Below are 19,462 nucleotides of genomic sequence, written 5' to 3'. Positions count from 1 at the left end.
AATACCGCAGCTACGTCTACGAACCCGGCACCTTCCGCCCGCTGGCGCTGCTCGACGGCAAAGGCCCGAAAAAAGCCTGCCCGTTTTATTACCAGCTCGACCACCTCGGCACCCCGCAGGAACTCACTGACTACAGCGGCGACATCGTCTGGTCCGCGCAATACGACGCCTACGGCAAAGTCGCCACGCTGACCCTGGCCGGCGAGGATTACCTGAACCAACCGCTGCGCTTTCAGGGGCAGTACTTCGACGGGGAAAGCGGGCTGCATTACAACCGGCATCGGTATTACGACCCCCGGTTGGGGCGGTATCTGACGCCGGACCCGATCAAGTTGGCCGGTGGGTTGAATCAGTACCAGTACGTGCCGAATCCGACGGGGTGGGTGGATCCGTTGGGGTTGAATTCCAACTGTCCGCCGCCGAACAAGCCTGGGTGTGAGGTGCCGGGTGGAAGTGACGGGGCTCAGGTTGATGAGGATGAGCCGAAACTACCGGAAATTGCTCACAATATAGATCCAAAAACTTTGAAGCGAGTACATACAATAGAGGGAAAAACCTCAACCAAGACAGTCGAGAATTATAAAAATAAAATGCAAAACGGATACGATCCAACAGATCCCATCAAGGTCATAGAACATGACGGCAATCTATATATTTTGGACGGACACCATCGCGCAGCAGCTGCACGGCAAACTTCAACTAATGTGACAATCAAACTCATAACCGACCTCAAAGCGTATAACGGAGCGCTAAGAAGCATTGAAGATATATTAGAGTCAGCAAACAATGTGGGCCTAGACAGATTGGAGCACCGGAGAAGAAGATGAGCGACCAAAATGAAACTTTGGACATCCTGATAAATGACTTCATTTCCATGGTGGAGTCCAGCACCCTGATATTTGAGCGAAAATTTGGCACTCGAGACATTCGAAGGCTTTGGTACACCAAGATAATAAAGCGACGCGGGAGAGTTACTCGAGGCGTTAAATATGAATTGCATGGTATTGGCTGCCGCATCAATTTATCGACAGGATGCGTAGATTTTGACTATGGCCCTAACGGTGAAATCAATGGCTTTGATACTTGGCGCCTATACAACTTTGCTCGTGAAAGACCCTCTAAGCATAGAAAATATTGCGATGAAGAAACCATTAAAAAAGAACTCGCAGAATATCTGAAGCTAAAAAAAATCAAAAAAATGTCAGGCATAAGTAACTTGTATGTATTGGCTGACTCAACAGAAACCGATTAGACACGACCAAAAAAGGGCCTGTTGAATCAGGCCCTGAAAAACCAAATACATACTCTCAACTCACTACAAAAAACCGTCACAGCTCATACGCATACCCCTCATACTCTTTATCTGCCTCATCCGAATCATTCATTGCATCGTCGCGTCGTCCATCAATGAGCCGGACCCTCATTCCTCGGGTCATTGATGAACGGCAATTCACTCGGGTCTTTTTCGCCTAGCGAGCGACGTGCGACAGCCTGTCATCGCCCCCCGACTCAACGGAACCCACCCCGTGAATCAACGGCCCATAACGCCGACTGAACTCCCAGTTGTACGGCACGCCATCCTTGCTGCTGCCGTTGTCCCAGTTCACCGACCAGGTCATCAAGCCTTTGATCGGCAGCCCTTTGATCGCCAGACGCTTGAGGACATTCCCGACCACGGTTTTGTCGATCACATAACCGGTGGCAGCCGCATCGTTGTTGGCCGGCAGGCCAATGACGAACTTGTCCGCCGCGATGCGGGTGAAGCCGCGAGTACCGGTCACCAGGCTTTCAGTCAGGTAATAAAGGAAATCCTCCTTCAGCGCATCGTTGTTCTGCGCAATCCACGCGCCCGCGCCGTTGTTGGCTTCCGGCACCCAGACCCCGTCGCCACCCTGGTTGTAGAATTGCGGGGCGATGAAGTCGTAGTAGCCTTCCAGCGCCTGCAGATAGCTCAGGTATTTGCCGGTGCTGGTCAGGTATGGAAACTCCGGGGCCATGCTGATGATGAAGTGCTTGCCTTGGCCTGCGTAGTGATCCTTGACCAGTTTCAGTGCGGCCGGCAGGACGGTCTTGTTGGCCGCGAAATCAATCGCGCTCTGTTCAAGATCGATGTCCAGGCCGTCGAAGCCGTAGGTTTCCACCAGACGGATGATTTCATTGGCCAGCGGTTGTTCCTGACCGCTGCGCAACTCGATGTGCGCATCGGCGCCACCGAGGGAAATCAACACAGCGCGCCCTTGGCTGTTGAGCACACCGACCTGACGGCGGAACTCGGCATCGGAAACGTTGAACGGCTTGAAGGTCGGAATGCCGCTGCCCTTCATAAAGGCTACCGCGACGACGTTGTATTCCTTGGGCACCTCTTCCAGCGACAGGCTGGCGAAGCGGCCCTGACGATAACCATCGCTCGGGCCTGCGGGCCAGTTGTGCCAGAAGCCCATGAGGATCTTTTTGCCGGCAATGCTCGGCATCAGCGAGGCGGCATCGCTCGCGGCGTTTTGCACTAAAGAGAAATCGATTTTTGACATGTTCTAATCCTTCAGAACGTGTGGGTTTGGCGGCGCAGCGCCGTTATTTGAAGTCGACGTCGAAGGCCTGATAGAAAGCGTTGCCGGTGTTGGCGACGATCCACATCAGCACGATCACGTGATGGCCTTTTTTGTTGGCCGGCAGTTTCACCGCGTGATTGACCTTGGCCTTCAGCTCATTCGGGTAGCTGTAATACGGCACCTGAGTGTAGAAGTCTTCGAAGAACGGTTGGCTTTCCAGTTGCGCACGGGTGATGCGCTGCTTCGGGTCCCAGCCGTCCTTGGTGATCAGCCAGCGATAGCCACGAGTGGTGTGCGGCGCGGTGTATTCCCACTTGATTTCGAGGGTTTGTCCCGGGGTGACATTGAGCAGCGGCCAGGTGAATGGACGACCGAGTTTCTTGCTCATTTCTTCATGGGTGAAGTTAACGCAGTCGCGGGCATCACTCTTGCCACCACTGAGGATGTAGCCGTCGGCCGGTGGCGTGACACTGTCCGAGTCGCTCTGGTATGGCGCCGGAAACGGCCCCGCTGCCAGCGCCGGGAAATTTTTCCCGCCTTCCATTTCATTGACCTGCCAGGCACCGAGCAGTCCTTGCTCAATGGCCACCGCACCGCGGCTGGCAGGAGAGATGACGCGACCATGTCGCAGTTGGGTTTGTGCTTGTGGTTGATTCATGTTTTTCACTCCGTTGATTTAAGAACTCTCCTTTCCGAGGAGAGGCCTTCAAGCTAACGGAGGCGAATTTTTTGTCCATCGGCGGTTTTGTCGCAGTCAGCGGATGAAGGCCAGCAAAACACTGCAAATACTGGATGTATATCCAGTCTTTTACGATAATACCCACCCGAGATGACGCCAAAAGATTACACGCCGATGCTGCAAAAACTGCCATTCAGTACTCACGGCAACTGTGCCTTGAACTCCTTTTCGTATTGCCCGGCGAGTTGTACTTTCTGTTTCTCGTTGAGCAATTTGCCGGCCATCTGGAAGAACTTCTGTTCTTCTTCTTTCAAATGATGATGAACCTTGTCCGACAGCTTCTTCGCGGTTGCCAACCACGCCGGACTGGACATCTCGGTCTCGTCGAGTTCTTCCATCATCTCGTCCATTTCATGGTGTTCAGCGATGGCATGGCGGCTCAGATCAACACCCTCGTCAAGCTCCATCAACGGAATGTAGAAATGGCGTTCTTCGGCGGTTTCGTGGGCCTGGAGTTCGGCTTTGAGTTGTTTGTACGCCTCGACCCGCTCCGGGGTGTCGCCGCTGGTTTCGATCAGGGTTTTGGCGTAGCTACGCTGGCGCTCATGGCTTTCGCGAAGGGCTTCGAAAATATTCATGGGGGATCCTCATCAACCGCGTGCTGGAATGACGCTGTAAAAGCTAGACCCCGGCGCGTGAGCGGCAGTTCCACCGGGTTGAGAGGGGCTTGGAAGATCACCGCCGGGCAGGATAGGCTGCGGGTTCAAACTACAAGGAAGTCAGGCATGAACTTGCGCATCGAGTTGTCACAACATTCCACAGAAGAAGAACGCCAAGCGATTCTCGCGCCCCTGCATGCCTATAACGTGGCCAAGGCCGGGATCGCGGTATCCGAACCGCTCACCCTGCTGGTGCGTGACGATCACGATCAGATTCTGGGTGGACTCTATGGCCGGCTGGTCTGCCAGTGGTTGTTCATCGATTTGCTGTCAGTGCCTGAAGCAGGCCGGGGCCAGGGTATTGGCTCGAAACTGATGCGCATGGCCGAAGAGCTGGCGCGGGAGAAAGGTTGCATCGGCGCATGGCTCGACACGTTCGACTTTCAGGCACCGGAGTTCTACAAGAAACTCGGGTACAGCCAGTTTGGTGAGATTGTCGATTATCCGCCGGGGCACAAGCGGCATTTTTTCCAGAAGCGCCTGAACGGTTGAATGTGACGCCGCCTTCGCGAGCAAGCTCGCGAAGGCGGCTTGAACCTCACCGCGACCATTGGCCCTACAGACAGGTCGCCAACGCCGCCAACCGGCGCTTGGCGACAAAATCATCCTTCTGCGCGTAGTAATTCAGCGTCGTCCCCGATGCTTCGGTGAGCACATCGACAAAAGACTCTGCCGAACGGGTATACACCGTCGTACCGCCCGATTTACGCGGTTCCAGATACGCCGCCGCATCCACGCCAAACACCGCTTCGTCCTGCCAGCCGAACTGCACACAACGCGCCACGTCTTTTTCGGCTTTGTCCGACGTCAATACCTTGTACGGGGTTTTCGTGCGAGCATCGTCCATCACCGAGCCTGCGCAACCGGCCAGCAGTGTCGCGGCCAGCGCTACCATCAGAATTCGCATTGCATTCGCTCATTCAGAAAAAAGCGGACTGTATCATCGCAGCAGCAGGAATCGTTCTGCTTTACTGCATTTATAGCGCGACAGGCGCAGGCCGCTGCGGCAACCTAAGGTCATCAGCCTCACAAGGAAAACACATGGCGCCTACCGACCAGCGACATGAACATGCCCTGAAAGTATTTCTCGACGCGCGTCCCGAACTGCGCGAATCCCTCGACCACCTCAACCCGCTACTGGCTCAGGCCAAAGGCGAAACTCAGGCGCAGTATCGTGAAGAGCGACTGCATGAAGCATTTGAGGCTGAGGCGGAAGAACAAGGTCTGTTTGCCTGGGAGCTGACACTGCTACTCACGGCCGCAACGCCTGAGGAATACCAAGCGCAGCGCCTTGAGGTGCATCGTGAAGTCGCAGAAATGGCTCATATGAGCTGGCTGGAATATTGCGATCTGTATGGCATAGAACCATAACCGCCGACCAAGGACACTTCTACCGATGCTGCCATCCGCCTCGACTCACCGCGCCAGCCCCGGGCATCTGCACACTCAGAAGTGGCGCGGGCGGATTGGTCTGGCGCTGGTGGCCGGCCTCTCGGTACTGGCCGGCATGACCGATGCCATCGGCTTTATGGCCAGCGGCGACTTCGTCTCGTTCATGAGCGGCAACACCACCCGACTTGCCGTGGCGATCAGCGATGGTGATATCGGGCTGACCCTGCGTTTGTTGATCCTCGTCGCCACTTTTATAGCCGGGAACGCCTTGGGCGTTATCGTTGCCCGTTTCGGTGGCCGCCGGGCGCTGCCGTTGCTGCTGTGTATCGCCACCCTGCTGTGTGCGGCGGCCGCCTGGCCATTCGACACACAACTGCCGGCGCTGATGGCGGCGATCATTGCGATGGGCATGCTCAATGCGTCGGTCGAAGAGGTGAACGGCTTGCCGGTCGGACTGACTTACGTGACTGGCGCATTGTCGCGGTTCGGCCGTGGTTTGGGGCGCTGGATGCTTGGCGAACGGCGCAGCGGCTGGCGGGTGCAACTGGTGCCGTGGAGCGGGATGTTTATCGGCGCGATTCTGGGGGCGGTGCTGGAACATCATTTGGGACTGAAGGCGATGTTTGTCAGCGGTGTGCTGGCGGCGGTGATCGGCTTGGTCTCGCTGAAAATCCCACGGCGCTGGCAACTGGGCTATATGCCGCGCTAACCGAGGACAACAAAATCTTTGTAGGAGTGAGCCTGCTCGCGAAGACGCCGGCACATTCTTCATCTTCACCAACTGACAGACCGCTATCGCGAGCAGGCTCACTCCTACAAGGTTTCGCGGCAGCCTCGATAAAGCTTTATCATGGCCGCAGTTTTGCTGATCGAGTCCGTTATGAAGTTCGCCATTGCGCTGTTTTCCGCCGCCCATGCGCCCTCCTCGCGCCGTGCCCTGCTGTTTGCACAAGCCGCGCTGGCCGGCGGGCATGAAATTGTCCGGCTGTTTTTCTATCAGGACGGCGTTTACAACGCTTCGGACGCGCTGGTCACCCCGCAGGACGAACTGGACCTGCCCAAACAATGGCGCACCTTCATCACCGAACAAAAGCTCGACGGCGTGGTGTGCATCGCCGCCGCCCTGCGCCGTGGCGTGCTGGACGCTGAAGAAGCCAAGCGCTATCAGCGTGACGCCGTTTCCGTCAGCGCGCCGTGGGAATTGTCCGGCCTCGGTCAGTTGCATGACGCGATTCAAGACGCTGATCGTTTGATCTGCTTTGGAGGTGCGTGAGATGGCTAAATCCCTGTTGATCATCAGCCGTCAATCGCCATGGTCTGGCCCCGCGGCCCGCGAAGCGCTGGACATCGTGCTGGCCGGTGGCGCCTTCGATCTGCCCATTGGCTTGCTGTTTCTCGATGATGGCGTGCTGCAACTCGCCGCCGGGCAGAACGCCAAGGCCCTGCAACAGAAAGACTTGAGCGCTAACCTGCAAGCGCTACCGATGTTTGGTGTCGAAGAGTTGTTCTACTGCGCAGAGAGCGCCAGCACTCGTGGCCTCGGCACTCTGTCGCTGGACGAAGCGCAGCCGCTGGCCGCCGAGCAAATCACCGCCCTTATTGACCGTTACGACCAGGTGATCACCCTCTGATGTCGACTTTGCACGTGTTGTCTCATTCCCCCTTCGGCGATGATCGTCTGACCAGTTGCCTGCGCCTGATCGGCAGCGCTGATGCCCTGCTGCTGTCCGGCGACGCGGTCTATGCTCTGCAACCGGGCACCGCGCCGTTCACCGCACTGCAAAACCGTCAGATCAAATTATGGGTTCTGGCCGAAGATGCACAGGCTCGCGCCATCGAAGTCCCGGACTGGGCTGAAGCCATTGATTACCCGGCCTTCGTCGAGTTGTCGATCCATCACGACAAGGTCAACAGCTGGCTATGAATTCCATGACCGTCGGCGCCCGCGCCATCGAACTGGACAAGGACGGCTTTCTCGTCGACCTCAGCGACTGGTCTGCCGACGTTGCCAGCGCCCTCGCCGCTGCCGAAGAGATCGAGTTGACCGCCGAACACTGGGAAGTCCTCGAACTGCTGCGTAGCTTCTACGAAGAATTCCAGCTGTCCCCGGCCACCCGGCCGCTGATCAAGTACACCGCTCTGAAACTCGGCCCGGACAAAGGCAACAGCCTGCACCTCAACCGACTGTTCAAAGGCACCCCTGCCAAACTCGCCGCGAAACTGGCGGGCCTGCCCAAACCGACGAATTGCTTATGACCGACTTTCCAGCGCTGACCCTCGAAACGCCTGCCGAACACCCGTTCGCCCAATTCGTGCGCATTCTCGGCAAGGGCAAACGCGGTGCGCGCGACCTGACGCGCGAAGAAGCCCGCGAAGCCATGGGCATGGTGCTCGACGACAAGGTTGAAGACACCCAGCTCGGCGCGTTCCTGATGTTGCTGCGGCACAAGGAAGAAAGCGCCGAGGAAATGGCCGGTTTCACCGAAGCCCTGCGCGAGCGCCTGCAGGCGCCGGCGCTGAACGTCGATCTGGACTGGCCGACTTACGCTGGCAAGAAGCGTCATCTGCCGTGGTATCTGCTGGCGGCCAAGTGTCTGGCACAGAACGGCGTGCGCATTTTCATGCACGGCGGCGGCGCACACACCGCCGGGCGTCTGTACAGCGAGCAATTGCTTGGTGAATTGAACATTCCGTTGTGCCGCACCTGGCAGCAGGTCGGCACGGCGCTGGATAACGGTGGCCTGGCCTTCATGCCGCTGGTGGACTGGGCGCCGCAACTGCAAAAGATGATCGATTTGCGCAACACCCTGGGCCTGCGCTCGCCGATTCATTCGCTGGCGCGGATTCTCAATCCACTGGGCGCGCGTTGCGGCCTGCAAAGCATTTTCCATCCTGGTTATCAGGCAGTGCATCGCGATGCCAGTGGTTTGCTTGGCGACACGGCGATTGTGGTCAAAGGCGATGGCGGCGAAATCGAGATCAACCCGGATGCCGACAGCCACCTCTACGGCACCACCGCCGGCGAGAGCTGGGACGAGGAATGGCCGCAATTGTCGGCGCAACGCCACGTCAAACCGGCGACCCTGGACGTCGAACACCTGAAAGCCGTATGGCGTGGCGAGGTGGTCGACAGTTACCCGCAAATGGCGTTGATTGCGACCATGGCGCTGGCCTTGCGCGGTCTCGGTCAAAGCCGTGAGCAAGCCTTCGCAACCGCCGAGCACTACTGGGCCGCGCGGAACAAATCGATTTAACCGATCATTCGCGCCTGATCTTTGCGCTTTTTGTTCGAACTCATCGGAATAGACTCGACTCCAACGATTATTGGTTTACGGAGTCTTGATCATGGGTTTACTCGTCGATGGCCACTGGCAGGACAAGTGGTACGAAAGCAGCAAGGACGGCGCCTTCCAGCGCGAACAGGCCAAGCGCCGCAACTGGGTAACCGCCAACGGCGAACCCGGCCCCAGCGGTGAAGGCGGTTTTGCCGCAGAGGCCGGGCGCTATCACCTCTATGTTTCGCTCGCCTGTCCGTGGGCGCATCGCACGCTAATCCTGCGCAAACTCAAAGGCCTGGAAAGTCTCATCGATGTCTCGGTGGTCAGTTGGTTGATGCTGGAAAATGGCTGGACCTTCGACACGACGCTCGGCTCAACCGGTGACAAACTCGATGGCTTTGAATTCATGCATCAGCGCTATACCGCCGACACTGCCGATTACACCGGCCGCGTCACCGTGCCGGTGCTGTGGGACAAGAAGCTCAAGCGCATCGTCAGTAATGAATCAGCGGAGATCATCCGCATGTTCAACAGCGCGTTCGATGGTTTGACCGGCAATGATCTGGATTTCTATCCGGCGCCATTACGCGGCGAGATCGATGCGCTGAACGAGCGGATTTATCCGGCGGTGAACAACGGCGTGTATCGCGCAGGTTTTGCGACGTCGCAACAGGCTTATGAAGAAGCGTTCGATGAGGTGTTTGCCGAGCTGGATCATCTGGAGCGGGTGCTGGGTGCCAATCGCTACTTGTCGGGTGAGTACCTGACGGAAGCGGACATCCGTTTGTTCACCACGATGATTCGTTTTGACGCGGTCTACCACGGCCACTTCAAGTGCAACCTGCGGCGGATTGCCGATTACCCGAATCTGTCAAACTGGCTGCGTGAGGTTTATCAGTTGCCGGGGATTGCTGAGACGGTGGATTTCCAGCACATCAAGAACCACTACTACGGCAGTCACAAGACGATCAACCCGACTGGAGTTGTGCCGAAGGGGCCGGAGCAGGACTTCAGCGTGGCCCATGATCGGGCCCGGTTGAGCGGCAAAGGGGTTTGGCGAAAAGGTTGAGAGTTATAGGGTTTTGGAAGGCCTCTTCGCGAGCAAGCTCGCTCCCACACTGGATATGTGTCGTTCACAAATCCCCTGTGGGAGCGAGCTTGCTCGCGAATGGGTCAACTCGGTTTTTCAGACTTGCGCCTGAGCCCCTTCGAACCACGCCAGTTTCTCGCGCAGTTGCACCACTTCACCGACGATGATCAGTGTCGGCGCATGCACTTCATGCTCCGCCACCAGTCGCGGCAGGTCAGCCAGCGTGCCGGTGAAGACGCGCTGATTGACCGTGGTGCCCTGCTGAATCAATGCCGCCGGGGTATCGGCTGAACGACCATGTTTGATCAGTTGTTCGCAGATGACCGGCAACCCAACCAGGCCCATGTAGAACACCAGCGTCTGCGCCGGCGCGACAAGGTCGGCCCAAGGCAGATCGGTGGAGCCGTCCTTCAGATGGCCGGTAACAAAGCGCACCGACTGCGCGTAATCACGATGCGTCAGCGGAATCCCGGCATACGCCGCGCAACCGCTGGCAGCAGTAATGCCCGGCACCACCTGAAACGGAATGCCGTGAGCGGCCAGTTCTTCGATCTCTTCGCCACCACGGCCGAAGATAAACGGATCACCGCCCTTCAACCGCACCACGCGCTTGCCGGCCTTGGCCAGTTCGACCAGTTGCTGGTTGATCTGATCCTGTGGCACGGCGTGATCAGACCGACGCTTGCCGACGTAGACCCGCTCGGCATCACGACGGCACAGCTCAAGAATCGCTGGCGCCACCAAGCGGTCGTACAGCACCACATCGGCTTGCTGCATCAGACGCAACGCCTTGAAGGTCAGCAGGTCCGGATCGCCCGGGCCCGCGCCGACCAGATACACCTCGCCGGTCGTGACCATGGCTTCGCCATCGATCTTGGCTTGCAGCAGACGCTCGGCTTCGGCGCCCTGCCCGGCCAGTTGCCGGTCGGCAATCGGCCCCTGAAACACGTCTTCCCAGAAACCACGACGCTGCTGCACATCCGGAAACAGGCTTTTCACCTGATTGCGGAAACGCGCGGCGAGCCCGGCCAATTGGCCGTAGGTCGATGGAATCCAGGTTTCGATCTTGGCGCGGATCAAACGCGCCAGCACCGGCGCATCGCCGCCGCTGGACACGGCAATGATCAGCGGCGAACGGTCGACGATCGCCGGGAAGATCACGCTGCACAAGGCAGGCGCGTCGACCACGTTGACCGGCACGCAGCGCTTGTGCGCATCGGTGGAGACTTGGGCGTTCAGCGTCTCATCGTCGGTGGCGGCAATAATCAGCCCGCAACCGTCGAGATCCGCCTCGACGTAACCGCGCAACAGGCATTCACCGCCGGAGGCGACGACCAGTTCACGCAGTTGCGTTTCGATTTCAGGTGCGACCACCCGCAGCAGCGCACCGGCATCGGCCAGCAGGCGGGATTTGCGCAAGGCAATTTCCCCCCCACCGACGACCAACACACGACTGCCGCGCAGGTTGTGAAACAGCGGCAGATATTTCATTTAGCCGATGACCTCAAGGCCACCCATGTACGGCTTGAGTACGTCCGGCACACGGATCGAGCCGTCGGCCTGCTGGTAGTTTTCCAGCACGGCAACCAGCGTACGACCAACCGCCAGACCGGAACCGTTCAGGGTGTGCACCAGCTCAGGCTTGCCGGTTTCCGGATTGCGGAAACGCGCTTGCATACGACGGGCCTGGAAGTCGCCGCAGTTCGAGCACGAGGAGATTTCGCGGTACTTGTCCTGGCTCGGGATCCACACTTCGAGGTCGTAAGTCTTGACTGCGCTGAAGCCCATGTCGCCGGTGCACAGCGCCAGGGTGCGGTAAGGCAGGCCGAGCAGTTGCAGGACTTTTTCGGCGTTGGCGGTCAGGCCTTCCAGCGCTTCCATCGAAGTCGATGGCTCAACGATCTGGACCATTTCGACTTTGTCGAACTGGTGCTGACGGATCATGCCGCGGGTGTCACGGCCCGATGCACCGGCTTCACTGCGGAAGCACGGAGTGTGCGCGACGAACTTGATCGGCAGCAGTTTCGAATCGACGATTTCGCCCGCAACGATGTTGGTCAGCGACACTTCAGCGGTCGGGATCAGGTAGAGATCGGCTTCGCCTTCGCGCGCGATCTTGAACAGGTCTTCTTCGAACTTCGGCAGTTGACCGGTGCCTTGCAGCGCCGGCGCCTGAACCAGATAAGGCGTGTAAGCCTCTTCGTAGCCGTGCTCGTTGACGTGCAGGTTGATCATGAACTGCGCCAGGGCGCGGTGCAGACGCGCGATCGGGCCACGCAGCAGGGCGAAACGCGCGCCGGACAGCTTGGCAGCGGTTTCGAAGTCCAGCCAGCCGAACTTCTCGCCCAGGGCAACGTGATCTTTCACTTCGAAGTCGAACGCGGTCGGCGTGCCCCAGCGGCGCACTTCAACGTTGTCGTCTTCGTCTTTGCCGACCGGCACGGACTCGTGCGGCAGGTTGGGGATACCGAGCAGAATCGAGTCCAGTTCAGTCTGGATCGCGTCCAGCTCGACTTTACCGGCACTCAGTTCGCCCGCCATGCGCTCGACGTCCGCCATCAACGGCGCGATGTCTTCGCCGCGCTGCTTGGCCTGACCGATGGATTTGGAACGCGCGTTACGCTCAGCCTGCAGTGCTTCGGTGCGGGTCTGGACGGTCTTGCGCTGTTCTTCCAGCGCTTCGATGCGCGCGGTATCCAGGGCAAAGCCACGGGAAGCCAGGCGGTCCGCTACGTCCTGAAGGTTGCTACGTAACAGTTTGGAATCGAGCATGTCGGTTTCTCGTTATCAAAGTTTGGTCAAAGACAGGCCAGCCCACGTCGCGAGCAGCCCGCCGAATACGCTGAGTGCCGCATAGCCCAGAGCCAGCGGCACTTGCCCGCTTTCCAGCAGGCGCACCGTATCCAGTGAAAAGGATGAAAATGTCGTCAGCCCCCCAAGGAAGCCGACCATCAACCCGGCGCGTACCTCGATCGGCACTTCCGGGCGTATCAAAAACAGGCCGTACAACACGCCAATCAGCAGACAGCCCACGATATTAACGGCCAGCGTCGCGGTATAGAAGTGCCGCGGCCAATTGGCGTTGACCCAATTACCGGTGGCGAAGCGCAACAAGGTGCCGGCAACCCCGCCGGCGGAGACCGCAATGATCAATGGAAGCACTATTTTCTCCGCTGCCGAGGGCTTAAACGATCGAGTTGGGCGAGGTGGTTGAGCTTCTCGCCGATCTTCAATTCCAGACCGCGCGGCACCGGTTGGTAGAACGGGATGGGATCAAGCTCTTCCGGGAAATAGTCTTCGCCGGCGGCATAAGCGTCCGGCTCGTCGTGGGCGTAGCGGTATTCGTCACCGTAGCCCAATTGTTTCATCAGTTTGGTCGGTGCGTTGCGCAGGTGCAGTGGCACTTCCAGCGAGCCGTTTTCAGCGGCGGCGCGCAAAGCGGTTTTGAAGCCCATGTACACCGCGTTGCTTTTTGGCGCACAGGCCAGATAGGTGATGGCTTGGGCCACGGCCAACTCGCCTTCCGGGCTGCCGAGACGCTCCTGCACTTCCCACGCCGCCAGGCACAGGCTGAGGGCGCGCGGGTCGGCATTGCCGATGTCTTCGCTGGCCATGCGCACTACGCGCCGGGCCAGGTACAGCGGATCGCAACCGCCGTCGATCATTCGCGCAAACCAGTACAGTGCACCGTCGGGGTTGGAGCCGCGCACGGACTTGTGCAGCGCCGATATCTGGTCGTAGAACGCTTCGCCGCCCTTGTCGAAACGCCGGCGGGTGTCGCCGAGCAGGCTCTGCAGCAGCTCGGTGCCGATTTCGCTGTTGTCTTCAGCCAGGTCCGAGGCGTTTTCCAGCAGGTTGAGCAGACGCCGGCCATCGCCATCGGCGGCGGACAGCAGCATCTGGAAGCCTTCATCGTTCAGCGTCAGGTTGCGCTTGCCCAGACCGCGCTCTTCGGTAAGCGCGCGGTGCACCAGTTTGCGCAGCGCCGCTTCGTCGAGGCTTTTCAGCACGTAGACGCGAGCACGCGACAACAAGGCGTTGTTGAGTTCGAACGAAGGGTTTTCGGTGGTGGCGCCGATGAAGATCAGCGTGCCGTCTTCAACGTAAGGCAGAAACGCATCCTGCTGGGATTTGTTGAAGCGGTGCACTTCATCGACGAACAAAATGGTGCGCTTGCCGTACTGGCCGGCCTGCTGCTTGGCAATTTCAACGGCCTGACGGATCTCTTTGACCCCGGCGAGCACCGCCGAGACCGTTTCGAAGTGCGCATCGGAGACTTCCGCGAGCAACCGCGCCAAAGTGGTTTTACCCACTCCGGGCGGGCCCCAGAAGATCATCGAATGCAGGGCACCCTGCTCCAGCGCCTCACGCAGAGGCTTGCCGCGAGCGAGCACGTGCTCCTGACCGACGTACTCATCCAGATTGGTCGCACGCAAACGCGCGGCCAGTGGCTGGGCAATCGGTGCACTGCGAAACAGATCCATCACGTAGCGTTGAAACCTCTATTTGATCAGGTCGATCATTTGCCCTTGTGGGAGCGAGCCTGCTCGCGAAAGCGGTGTATCAGCCACTATTAATGCTGGATGAAATATCGCTTTCGCGAGCAGGTTCGCTCCCACAGGGTTTACGTGTTTATTCCTGGATCACGTCGGCACCCTTGGGGATGTCGAACTTGAACTTCGATGCCGATACCGGCTCGTTGGCCTTGACCCCGGTAAACAGGATGTTGGTGCGCTGGCCGACGCTGTCGATCAGTTGCATATCGTTGAGCAGACCGTTGCGGAACGACAGACGCAGGTTATCGAACAGAGTGTCTTTGGTTTTCGGCTTGAGGGTGAAGTCGATCACGCCGCCCGCCTCTTTCGCGCTGATATCAAAGCTCTGGCTGATCTTCGACACATCACCGGACAGCAGCAGCGCCGGGGTTTGGGTCAGACGCTCGTCGAGCTTCTTGATGGTCGCCTGTTCCAGATCCGGGTCCCACAGGGTGACTTTCTTGCCATCGGAAACCATGGTCTGTTCGTTTGGCGCATTGGTGTGCCAGTAGAACAGGCCCGGACGCTGCAGGGTCATGTTGCCGGTGGTTTCCTGCAACTGCGTGCCGCTGCCGTCGAGGGTCAGCTGCGAGAAGTTCGCGCTCAGGGTCTTGGATGTTTCCAGCAATTGGGTCAGACGCGCCACGTCCTTGTCATCGGCGTGGGCCGTGAGAGTGGTCAGCGCCAGTACTGGCAGCAGCATGCGGATAAGACGCATGGGAGTCCTCTTGAATACTCGTTGGGAGAGCGGCGGCACATCATTGTCCCGCCTCTTGCGTTTGCAATCAGTCGCGTACCGGGCCTGGGGCCAGGACTTCACGGGAACCGTTGGTGTTCATCGAGGTGACGACCCCGGCCATTTCCATGGCTTCGATCATCCGAGCGGCGCGGTTGTAGCCGATCTTCAGCTTGCGCTGTACAGCGGAAATCGAGGCACGACGGCTTTCGAGAACGAACTGTACGGCTTCGTCATACAGCGCGTCGGCTTCCGGATCATCGCCGTCGCCGCCACCGCTGCTGCCTTCAAAACCGCTGCCAGCTTCTTCAACACCGTTGAGGATGTCATCGTTGTATTCCGGTGCGCCGCGCAGTTTCCACGCTTCGACCACACGGTGTACCTCATCGTCGGATACGAATGCACCGTGAACCCGAATCGGCAGGCTGGTGCCCGGCGGCATGTAGAGCATGTCACCGTGACCGAGCAGTTGTTCGGCGCCACCCTGATCGATGATGGTGCGGGAGTCGATCTTGCTCGACACCTGGAACGCCATACGCGTAGGAATGTTGGCCTTGATCAGACCGGTGATCACGTCCACCGACGGCCGCTGGGTCGCGAGGATCAAGTGAATACCGGCAGCACGGGCCTTCTGGGCGATACGGGCGATCAGTTCTTCAACCTTCTTGCCGACGATCATCATCATGTCGGCGAATTCGTCGACCACCACGACGATGGTCGGCAGTTTCTGCAGCAGCGGCGCTTCGTCGTGAATGCTTTCACGCTTGTACAGCGGATCGCTCAACGGCTCGCCGGCATCCTGCGCTTCCTTGACCTTGGCGTTGAAGCCGGACAGGTTACGCACGCCCATCTTCGCCATCAGTTTGTAGCGGCGCTCCATCTCGGCAACGCTCCAGCGCAGGGCATTGGCAGCGTCTTTCATGTCGGTCACAACCGGGCAAAGCAGATGCGGAATGCCTTCGTAGATCGACAGTTCCAGCATTTTCGGGTCGATCATGATCAGCTTGGCGTCTTCCGGGCCGGACTTGAACAGGATCGACAGGATCATCGCGTTCACACCCACCGACTTACCGGAACCGGTCGTACCGGCCACCAGCAGGTGCGGCATCTTCGCCAGGTCAGTAATGACCGGCTTACCGCCGATGTCGTGACCCAGCGCCAGGGTGACCGGCGATTTGAAATTGTCGTATTCAGGCGTCGACAGCACTTCGGAGAAGCGCACGATCTGCCGGTCTTCGTTGGGAATCTCGATACCGACGGTGGTCTTGCCCGGAATCACCTCGACCACCCGCACACTGGTCACGGCCAGGGAACGTGCAAGGTCTTTGGCCAGGTTGGCGATGCGGCTGACTTTGACACCGGCGGCAGGCTGGATTTCGTAACGGGTAATCACCGGGCCCGGGTGAATCGAATCCACCGTGACCTCAACACCGAACTCCTTGAGCTTGATCTCCAGCAAATGGCCGACGGCCGCCAGGGATTCAGGTGAGTAATTGAGTTGTTTCTTTTCCGCCGGATCAAGAATCGAGATCGGCGGCAAGGTGCCTTCCACGGCGCTGTCGACGAACAACGGCACCTGCTTCTCTTTCTGTACGCGCTTGCTTGGCTCGGGCGCCTTGGCCGGGGCCGGGGCGATAACCGGCGGCACTTGTTTCTCGCGGTCGGACATGTGCTTGCTCAGGGCTTGCTCACGTTCGATCAGGCGTTCTTTGACTTTGGCTTGTTCGCGCTTGTCGGTGACCGTCGGCGCGACCACGTCATGCACGCGATCGTCGACTTCACGCAATTGCGCAACCAGTTGCTTGCGCTCGGTACGGGCCGACCACCAGCGATTGAGCGCGCCTTGAAACAGTTCGAACAGATCAAGGGTGATCTTGCCGGTGATGTCCATCACCTTGAACCACGACAGATCGGTAAATACTGTCAGGCCAAACAGGAACAGCGCGATGAACAACAGGGTGCTGCCCTGAATATTCAGCGCATTCTTCGCCAGATTGCCGAGGCTTTCGCCCAACGCGCCACCAGCCCCCGCGGGCAGGCCCGAGGCCGCGTGAAAGTGCAGATGCGCCAGCGCAGCGCCAGACAACACCAGAAACACCAGACCGATCAGACGCCAGGAAAACAGCCAGCCGCTCCACTGCCATGGCTCGTGGCGCTGGCGGAAAATCTGGTACGCCTTGATCGCCAGCAGCAACGGGAAGATATAGGCGAAGTAACCCAGCACCATGAACAGGATGTCGGCGCTGTAGGAACCCGCCGGGCCGCCGAAATTCTGTACGTCATCGATCTTGCTGTTGTGGCTCCAGCCTGGATCGTCCTTGCCGTAGGTCAGCAAAGCCATCATCAGGAACAGGCACAAGGCGCCGATGGCGATCAATGCACCTTCCTTGAGCCGGTAGTGCAACTGTTGGCGCCAGAGCGGGACGACTGTTTTTGGTGCTTCGGTGGATTTCTTCAAAACGCTTCTTTTCCTGCGCCCGAGGCGCGTCCATCTATTGAATGACGATAAAAAACTGCCCAATCCAGGCAGGTAAAAAAGTGAACGAGCGCAACTGAGACTACTTTTAACACTGTGCTGCCGCTTTTATAAATACAGCGCACGGCGAACATTCTGTAACAGCCCGGCATTGTACGGGTTTGTGCGTGCGATGCCATGCTTCAAGCCCCAGGATTGAGCATAGTCAAGCACACAGAAGCCGGGACTCAATTTGAGCATGCATTACCTTTTGTGACAAAGGCTTATGAGGTCTATTTGATGAACGTAGCGAAGCATTCACGCCTGATCATCCTCGGCTCCGGCCCGGCCGGTTACAGCGCTGCCGTGTATGCCGCCCGTGCCAACCTCAAACCCGTGGTCATCACCGGCCTGCAGGCCGGTGGCCAGCTCACCACCACCGTCGAGGTCGACAACTGGCCCGGTGACGTCGAAGGCCTCACCGGCCCGGTGCTGATGGAGCGCATGCAGAAACACGCCGAACGCTTTGCCACAGAGATCGTTTACGACCACATCCACACCGCCAAGTTGCAGCAGCGCCCGTTCGAGCTTATCGGCGACAGCGGCACTTACACCTGCGACGCACTGATCATTGCCACCGGCGCCTCGGCGCAGTATCTGGGCTTGCCCTCGGAAGAAGCCTTCGCCGGCAAAGGCGTTTCCGCCTGTGCGACCTGTGACGGCTTCTTCTATCGCAATCAGGTGGTCGCCGTAGTCGGCGGCGGCAATACGGCGGTTGAGGAGGCACTTTACCTGTCGAACATCGCCAGGGAGGTGCACCTGATCCATCGTCGCGACAAACTGCGTTCGGAGAAAATCCTTCAGGACAAACTGTTCGAGAAAGCTGCGAACGGCAACGTGCGCCTGCACTGGAACCAGAATCTCGACGAAGTGCTCGGCGATGCCAGCGGCGTCACCGGCGCGCGACTGCGGGACAGTCATACCGGCGAAACCCGCGAACTGGCGTTGGCCGGCGTATTCATTGCCATTGGTCACAAGCCCAACACTGACCTGTTCCAAGGCCAGTTGCCGATGCGCGACGGCTACTTGCGGGTCAAGGGCGGCAGCGACGGCGACGCCACCGCCACCGAGATTCCCGGGGTATTTGCCGCCGGTGACGTGGCTGACCACGTTTACCGCCAGGCGGTAACGTCAGCCGGTGCCGGCTGCATGGCCGCACTGGATGCCGAGAAGTATCTGGACGACATTCCTGTCATTTAACGGCACACTTTATCGCGGGCCAGACGCCCCACCGCCCTCCCCTTCTGTAAGCCTGGATGCCATGCTGACTTGGTTACAACGTAATTCCCTGACTTTTCCGCCACTGGAAAAGGCCATGCGCGACCCCAACGGATTGCTGGCTGCGGGTGGCGATTTGTCGGCCGACCGGCTGATTCAAGCTTATCGCCATGGCTGCTTTCCATGGTTTTCCGAGGGTCAGCCGATTCTCTGGTGGTCGCCGGATCCGCGCACGGTATTGTTTCCCGACGAACTGCATGTCTCGCGCAGCCTCGGCAAACTGCTGCGTCAGGAACGCTATCAAGTGACCTTCGATCAGGATTTCGATGCCGTGATCCGCGCCTGTGCCGCACCACGGGATTACGCCGATGGCACCTGGATCACCGAGGCGATGCAGGACGCCTATGTCGAACTGCATCGTCGCGGCTTCGCGCATTCGGTGGAGGTATGGGATCAGGGCGAACTGGTCGGTGGCCTGTACGGCCTGGCGATGGGCCAATTGTTTTTTGGTGAATCGATGTTCAGCCGCGCCGACAATGCCTCGAAATTCGGCTTTGCCACCCTTGTGCGGCACCTGAAAGACTCGGGATTCGTGCTGATCGATTGCCAGATGCCGACCGATCATCTGCACAGCCTCGGCGCCAGAGCCATTCCCCGCCAGGAATTCGCCGACTATCTGGCCCGCCATCTGGACCAACCCAATCGTGCCACCTGGGTTTGCTGAGCGACTTTTGCGCGCGTGGCTTACACT

Annotated in this window: 22 protein-coding genes and 1 pseudogene; 13 read left to right on the top strand and 10 right to left on the bottom strand. The window is 58.8% G+C overall.

The features are described from left to right. Positions 1-827, top strand: an 827-nt coding sequence (locus tag AC0ZWN_RS15405; RefSeq protein WP_476335612.1) for an RHS repeat-associated core domain-containing protein, incomplete at its 5' end; no start/stop codon positions are given. Beyond that, positions 824-1,252, top strand: a complete 429-nt coding sequence (locus AC0ZWN_RS15400) for a DUF6896 domain-containing protein (RefSeq protein ID WP_476335611.1) — start codon at positions 824-826, stop codon at positions 1,250-1,252. The genes AC0ZWN_RS15405 and AC0ZWN_RS15400, both read left to right, overlap by 4 nt. A gap of 238 nt (positions 1,253-1,490) precedes the next feature. Here the strand turns inward: AC0ZWN_RS15400 and AC0ZWN_RS15395 are convergent. From AC0ZWN_RS15395 to AC0ZWN_RS15385, 3 genes and pseudogenes are all read right to left on the bottom strand, one after another. After that, positions 1,491-2,528, bottom strand: a pseudogene (locus tag AC0ZWN_RS15395) (chitinase); the annotation flags it as partial. A gap of 43 nt (positions 2,529-2,571) precedes the next feature. Next, positions 2,572-3,207: a lytic polysaccharide monooxygenase auxiliary activity family 9 protein gene (locus tag AC0ZWN_RS15390; protein ID WP_099756632.1), complete on the bottom strand. Its 636-nt coding sequence runs from the start codon at positions 3,205-3,207 to the stop codon at positions 2,572-2,574. Positions 3,208-3,428: 221 nt separating this feature from the next. Then, a complete protein-coding gene (locus tag AC0ZWN_RS15385) occupies positions 3,429-3,866 on the bottom strand; it encodes a hemerythrin domain-containing protein (protein WP_093434348.1) in 438 nt (145 codons plus the stop codon). A gap of 147 nt (positions 3,867-4,013) precedes the next feature. Here AC0ZWN_RS15385 and AC0ZWN_RS15380 point away from each other — a divergent pair, with 147 nt between their 5' ends. After that, complete coding sequence (locus tag AC0ZWN_RS15380; protein ID WP_093434345.1) at positions 4,014-4,439, top strand: GNAT family N-acetyltransferase; 426 nt, start codon at positions 4,014-4,016, stop codon at positions 4,437-4,439. A 64-nt stretch (positions 4,440-4,503) separates the two neighbouring features. On the opposite strand, the gene AC0ZWN_RS15375 is transcribed toward AC0ZWN_RS15380, so the two are convergent. After that, positions 4,504-4,854, bottom strand: a complete 351-nt coding sequence (locus AC0ZWN_RS15375; protein WP_093434342.1) for a hypothetical protein — start codon at positions 4,852-4,854, stop codon at positions 4,504-4,506. 134 nt (positions 4,855-4,988) lie between these two features. Here AC0ZWN_RS15375 and AC0ZWN_RS15370 point away from each other — a divergent pair, with 134 nt between their 5' ends. The 8 genes from AC0ZWN_RS15370 (at position 4,989) to AC0ZWN_RS15335 (ending at position 9,686) form a co-directional block, all read left to right on the top strand. Then, a complete protein-coding gene (locus tag AC0ZWN_RS15370) occupies positions 4,989-5,318 on the top strand; it encodes a DUF6388 family protein (RefSeq protein WP_093434389.1) in 330 nt (109 codons plus the stop codon). A 25-nt stretch (positions 5,319-5,343) separates the two neighbouring features. Beyond that, positions 5,344-6,048, top strand: a complete 705-nt coding sequence (locus AC0ZWN_RS15365; RefSeq protein ID WP_093434339.1) for a YoaK family protein — start codon at positions 5,344-5,346, stop codon at positions 6,046-6,048. A 171-nt stretch (positions 6,049-6,219) separates the two neighbouring features. Next, positions 6,220-6,612 carry a sulfurtransferase complex subunit TusD gene (tusD, locus tag AC0ZWN_RS15360; RefSeq protein WP_258708463.1) on the top strand — a complete coding sequence of 131 codons (393 nt, stop codon included), beginning with the start codon at positions 6,220-6,222 and terminating at the stop codon, positions 6,610-6,612. Position 6,613: 1 nt separating this feature from the next. Further along, positions 6,614-6,970, top strand: a complete 357-nt coding sequence (gene tusC / locus AC0ZWN_RS15355; RefSeq protein WP_258708464.1) for a sulfurtransferase complex subunit TusC — start codon at positions 6,614-6,616, stop codon at positions 6,968-6,970. Next, the gene (tusB, locus tag AC0ZWN_RS15350; RefSeq protein ID WP_476335610.1) at positions 6,970-7,263 is read left to right on the top strand and encodes a sulfurtransferase complex subunit TusB; all 294 of its coding nucleotides are present in this window, start codon (positions 6,970-6,972) and stop codon (positions 7,261-7,263) included. The genes tusC and tusB overlap by 1 nt, the downstream gene beginning before the upstream one ends. Next, positions 7,260-7,595, top strand: coding sequence for a TusE/DsrC/DsvC family sulfur relay protein (locus tag AC0ZWN_RS15345; RefSeq protein WP_095118237.1), 336 nt, complete (start codon positions 7,260-7,262; stop codon positions 7,593-7,595). The genes tusB and AC0ZWN_RS15345 overlap by 4 nt, the downstream gene beginning before the upstream one ends. Further along, the gene (locus AC0ZWN_RS15340) at positions 7,592-8,593 is read left to right on the top strand and encodes a glycosyl transferase family protein (protein ID WP_476335609.1); all 1,002 of its coding nucleotides are present in this window, start codon (positions 7,592-7,594) and stop codon (positions 8,591-8,593) included. Before AC0ZWN_RS15345 ends, AC0ZWN_RS15340 begins: the two co-directional genes overlap by 4 nt. A 91-nt stretch (positions 8,594-8,684) precedes the next feature. After that, a complete protein-coding gene (locus AC0ZWN_RS15335; RefSeq protein ID WP_476335608.1) occupies positions 8,685-9,686 on the top strand; it encodes a glutathione S-transferase family protein in 1,002 nt (333 codons plus the stop codon). A gap of 117 nt (positions 9,687-9,803) precedes the next feature. Here AC0ZWN_RS15335 and cysG read toward each other — a convergent pair whose 3' ends face one another. The 6 genes from cysG to AC0ZWN_RS15305 form a co-directional block, all read right to left on the bottom strand. Then, complete coding sequence (gene cysG / locus AC0ZWN_RS15330) at positions 9,804-11,198, bottom strand: siroheme synthase CysG (RefSeq protein WP_476335607.1); 1,395 nt, start codon at positions 11,196-11,198, stop codon at positions 9,804-9,806. Next, positions 11,199-12,479 (bottom strand): serine--tRNA ligase, encoded by a 1,281-nt coding sequence (gene serS / locus AC0ZWN_RS15325; protein ID WP_007908080.1) that lies wholly within the window; start codon positions 12,477-12,479, stop codon positions 11,199-11,201. It abuts the gene before it with no gap. A gap of 15 nt (positions 12,480-12,494) precedes the next feature. After that, positions 12,495-12,869: a fluoride efflux transporter CrcB gene (crcB, locus tag AC0ZWN_RS15320; protein ID WP_007908079.1), complete on the bottom strand. Its 375-nt coding sequence runs from the start codon at positions 12,867-12,869 to the stop codon at positions 12,495-12,497. Then, positions 12,869-14,191, bottom strand: coding sequence for a replication-associated recombination protein A (locus AC0ZWN_RS15315; protein ID WP_034155144.1), 1,323 nt, complete (start codon positions 14,189-14,191; stop codon positions 12,869-12,871). Before AC0ZWN_RS15315 ends, crcB begins: the two co-directional genes overlap by 1 nt. 148 nt (positions 14,192-14,339) lie before the next feature. Continuing rightward, entirely contained in the window at positions 14,340-14,960 is a 621-nt protein-coding gene (gene lolA, locus AC0ZWN_RS15310; RefSeq protein ID WP_093434303.1) for an outer membrane lipoprotein periplasmic chaperone LolA, read from the bottom strand. A 67-nt stretch (positions 14,961-15,027) separates the two neighbouring features. After that, on the bottom strand, positions 15,028-17,436 hold the full coding sequence (locus AC0ZWN_RS15305) for a DNA translocase FtsK (RefSeq protein WP_034155142.1): 2,409 nt from the start codon (positions 17,434-17,436) through the stop codon (positions 15,028-15,030). A 297-nt stretch (positions 17,437-17,733) separates the two neighbouring features. Here AC0ZWN_RS15305 and trxB point away from each other — a divergent pair, with 297 nt between their 5' ends. Together trxB and aat are read left to right on the top strand one after the other, a co-directional pair. Continuing rightward, positions 17,734-18,693: a thioredoxin-disulfide reductase gene (trxB, locus tag AC0ZWN_RS15300; protein WP_093434300.1), complete on the top strand. Its 960-nt coding sequence runs from the start codon at positions 17,734-17,736 to the stop codon at positions 18,691-18,693. Between the two features lie 61 nt (positions 18,694-18,754). Next, positions 18,755-19,435: a leucyl/phenylalanyl-tRNA--protein transferase gene (aat, locus tag AC0ZWN_RS15295; RefSeq protein ID WP_093434297.1), complete on the top strand. Its 681-nt coding sequence runs from the start codon at positions 18,755-18,757 to the stop codon at positions 19,433-19,435. The last annotated feature ends 27 nt before the right edge of the window (positions 19,436-19,462 follow it).

It is taken from the genome of Pseudomonas sp. 3B-A001-10F (assembly GCF_056313565.1).
Note: the sequence above shows the minus strand (reverse complement) of the source record. Positions and strands in the feature narration are given on the sequence as shown.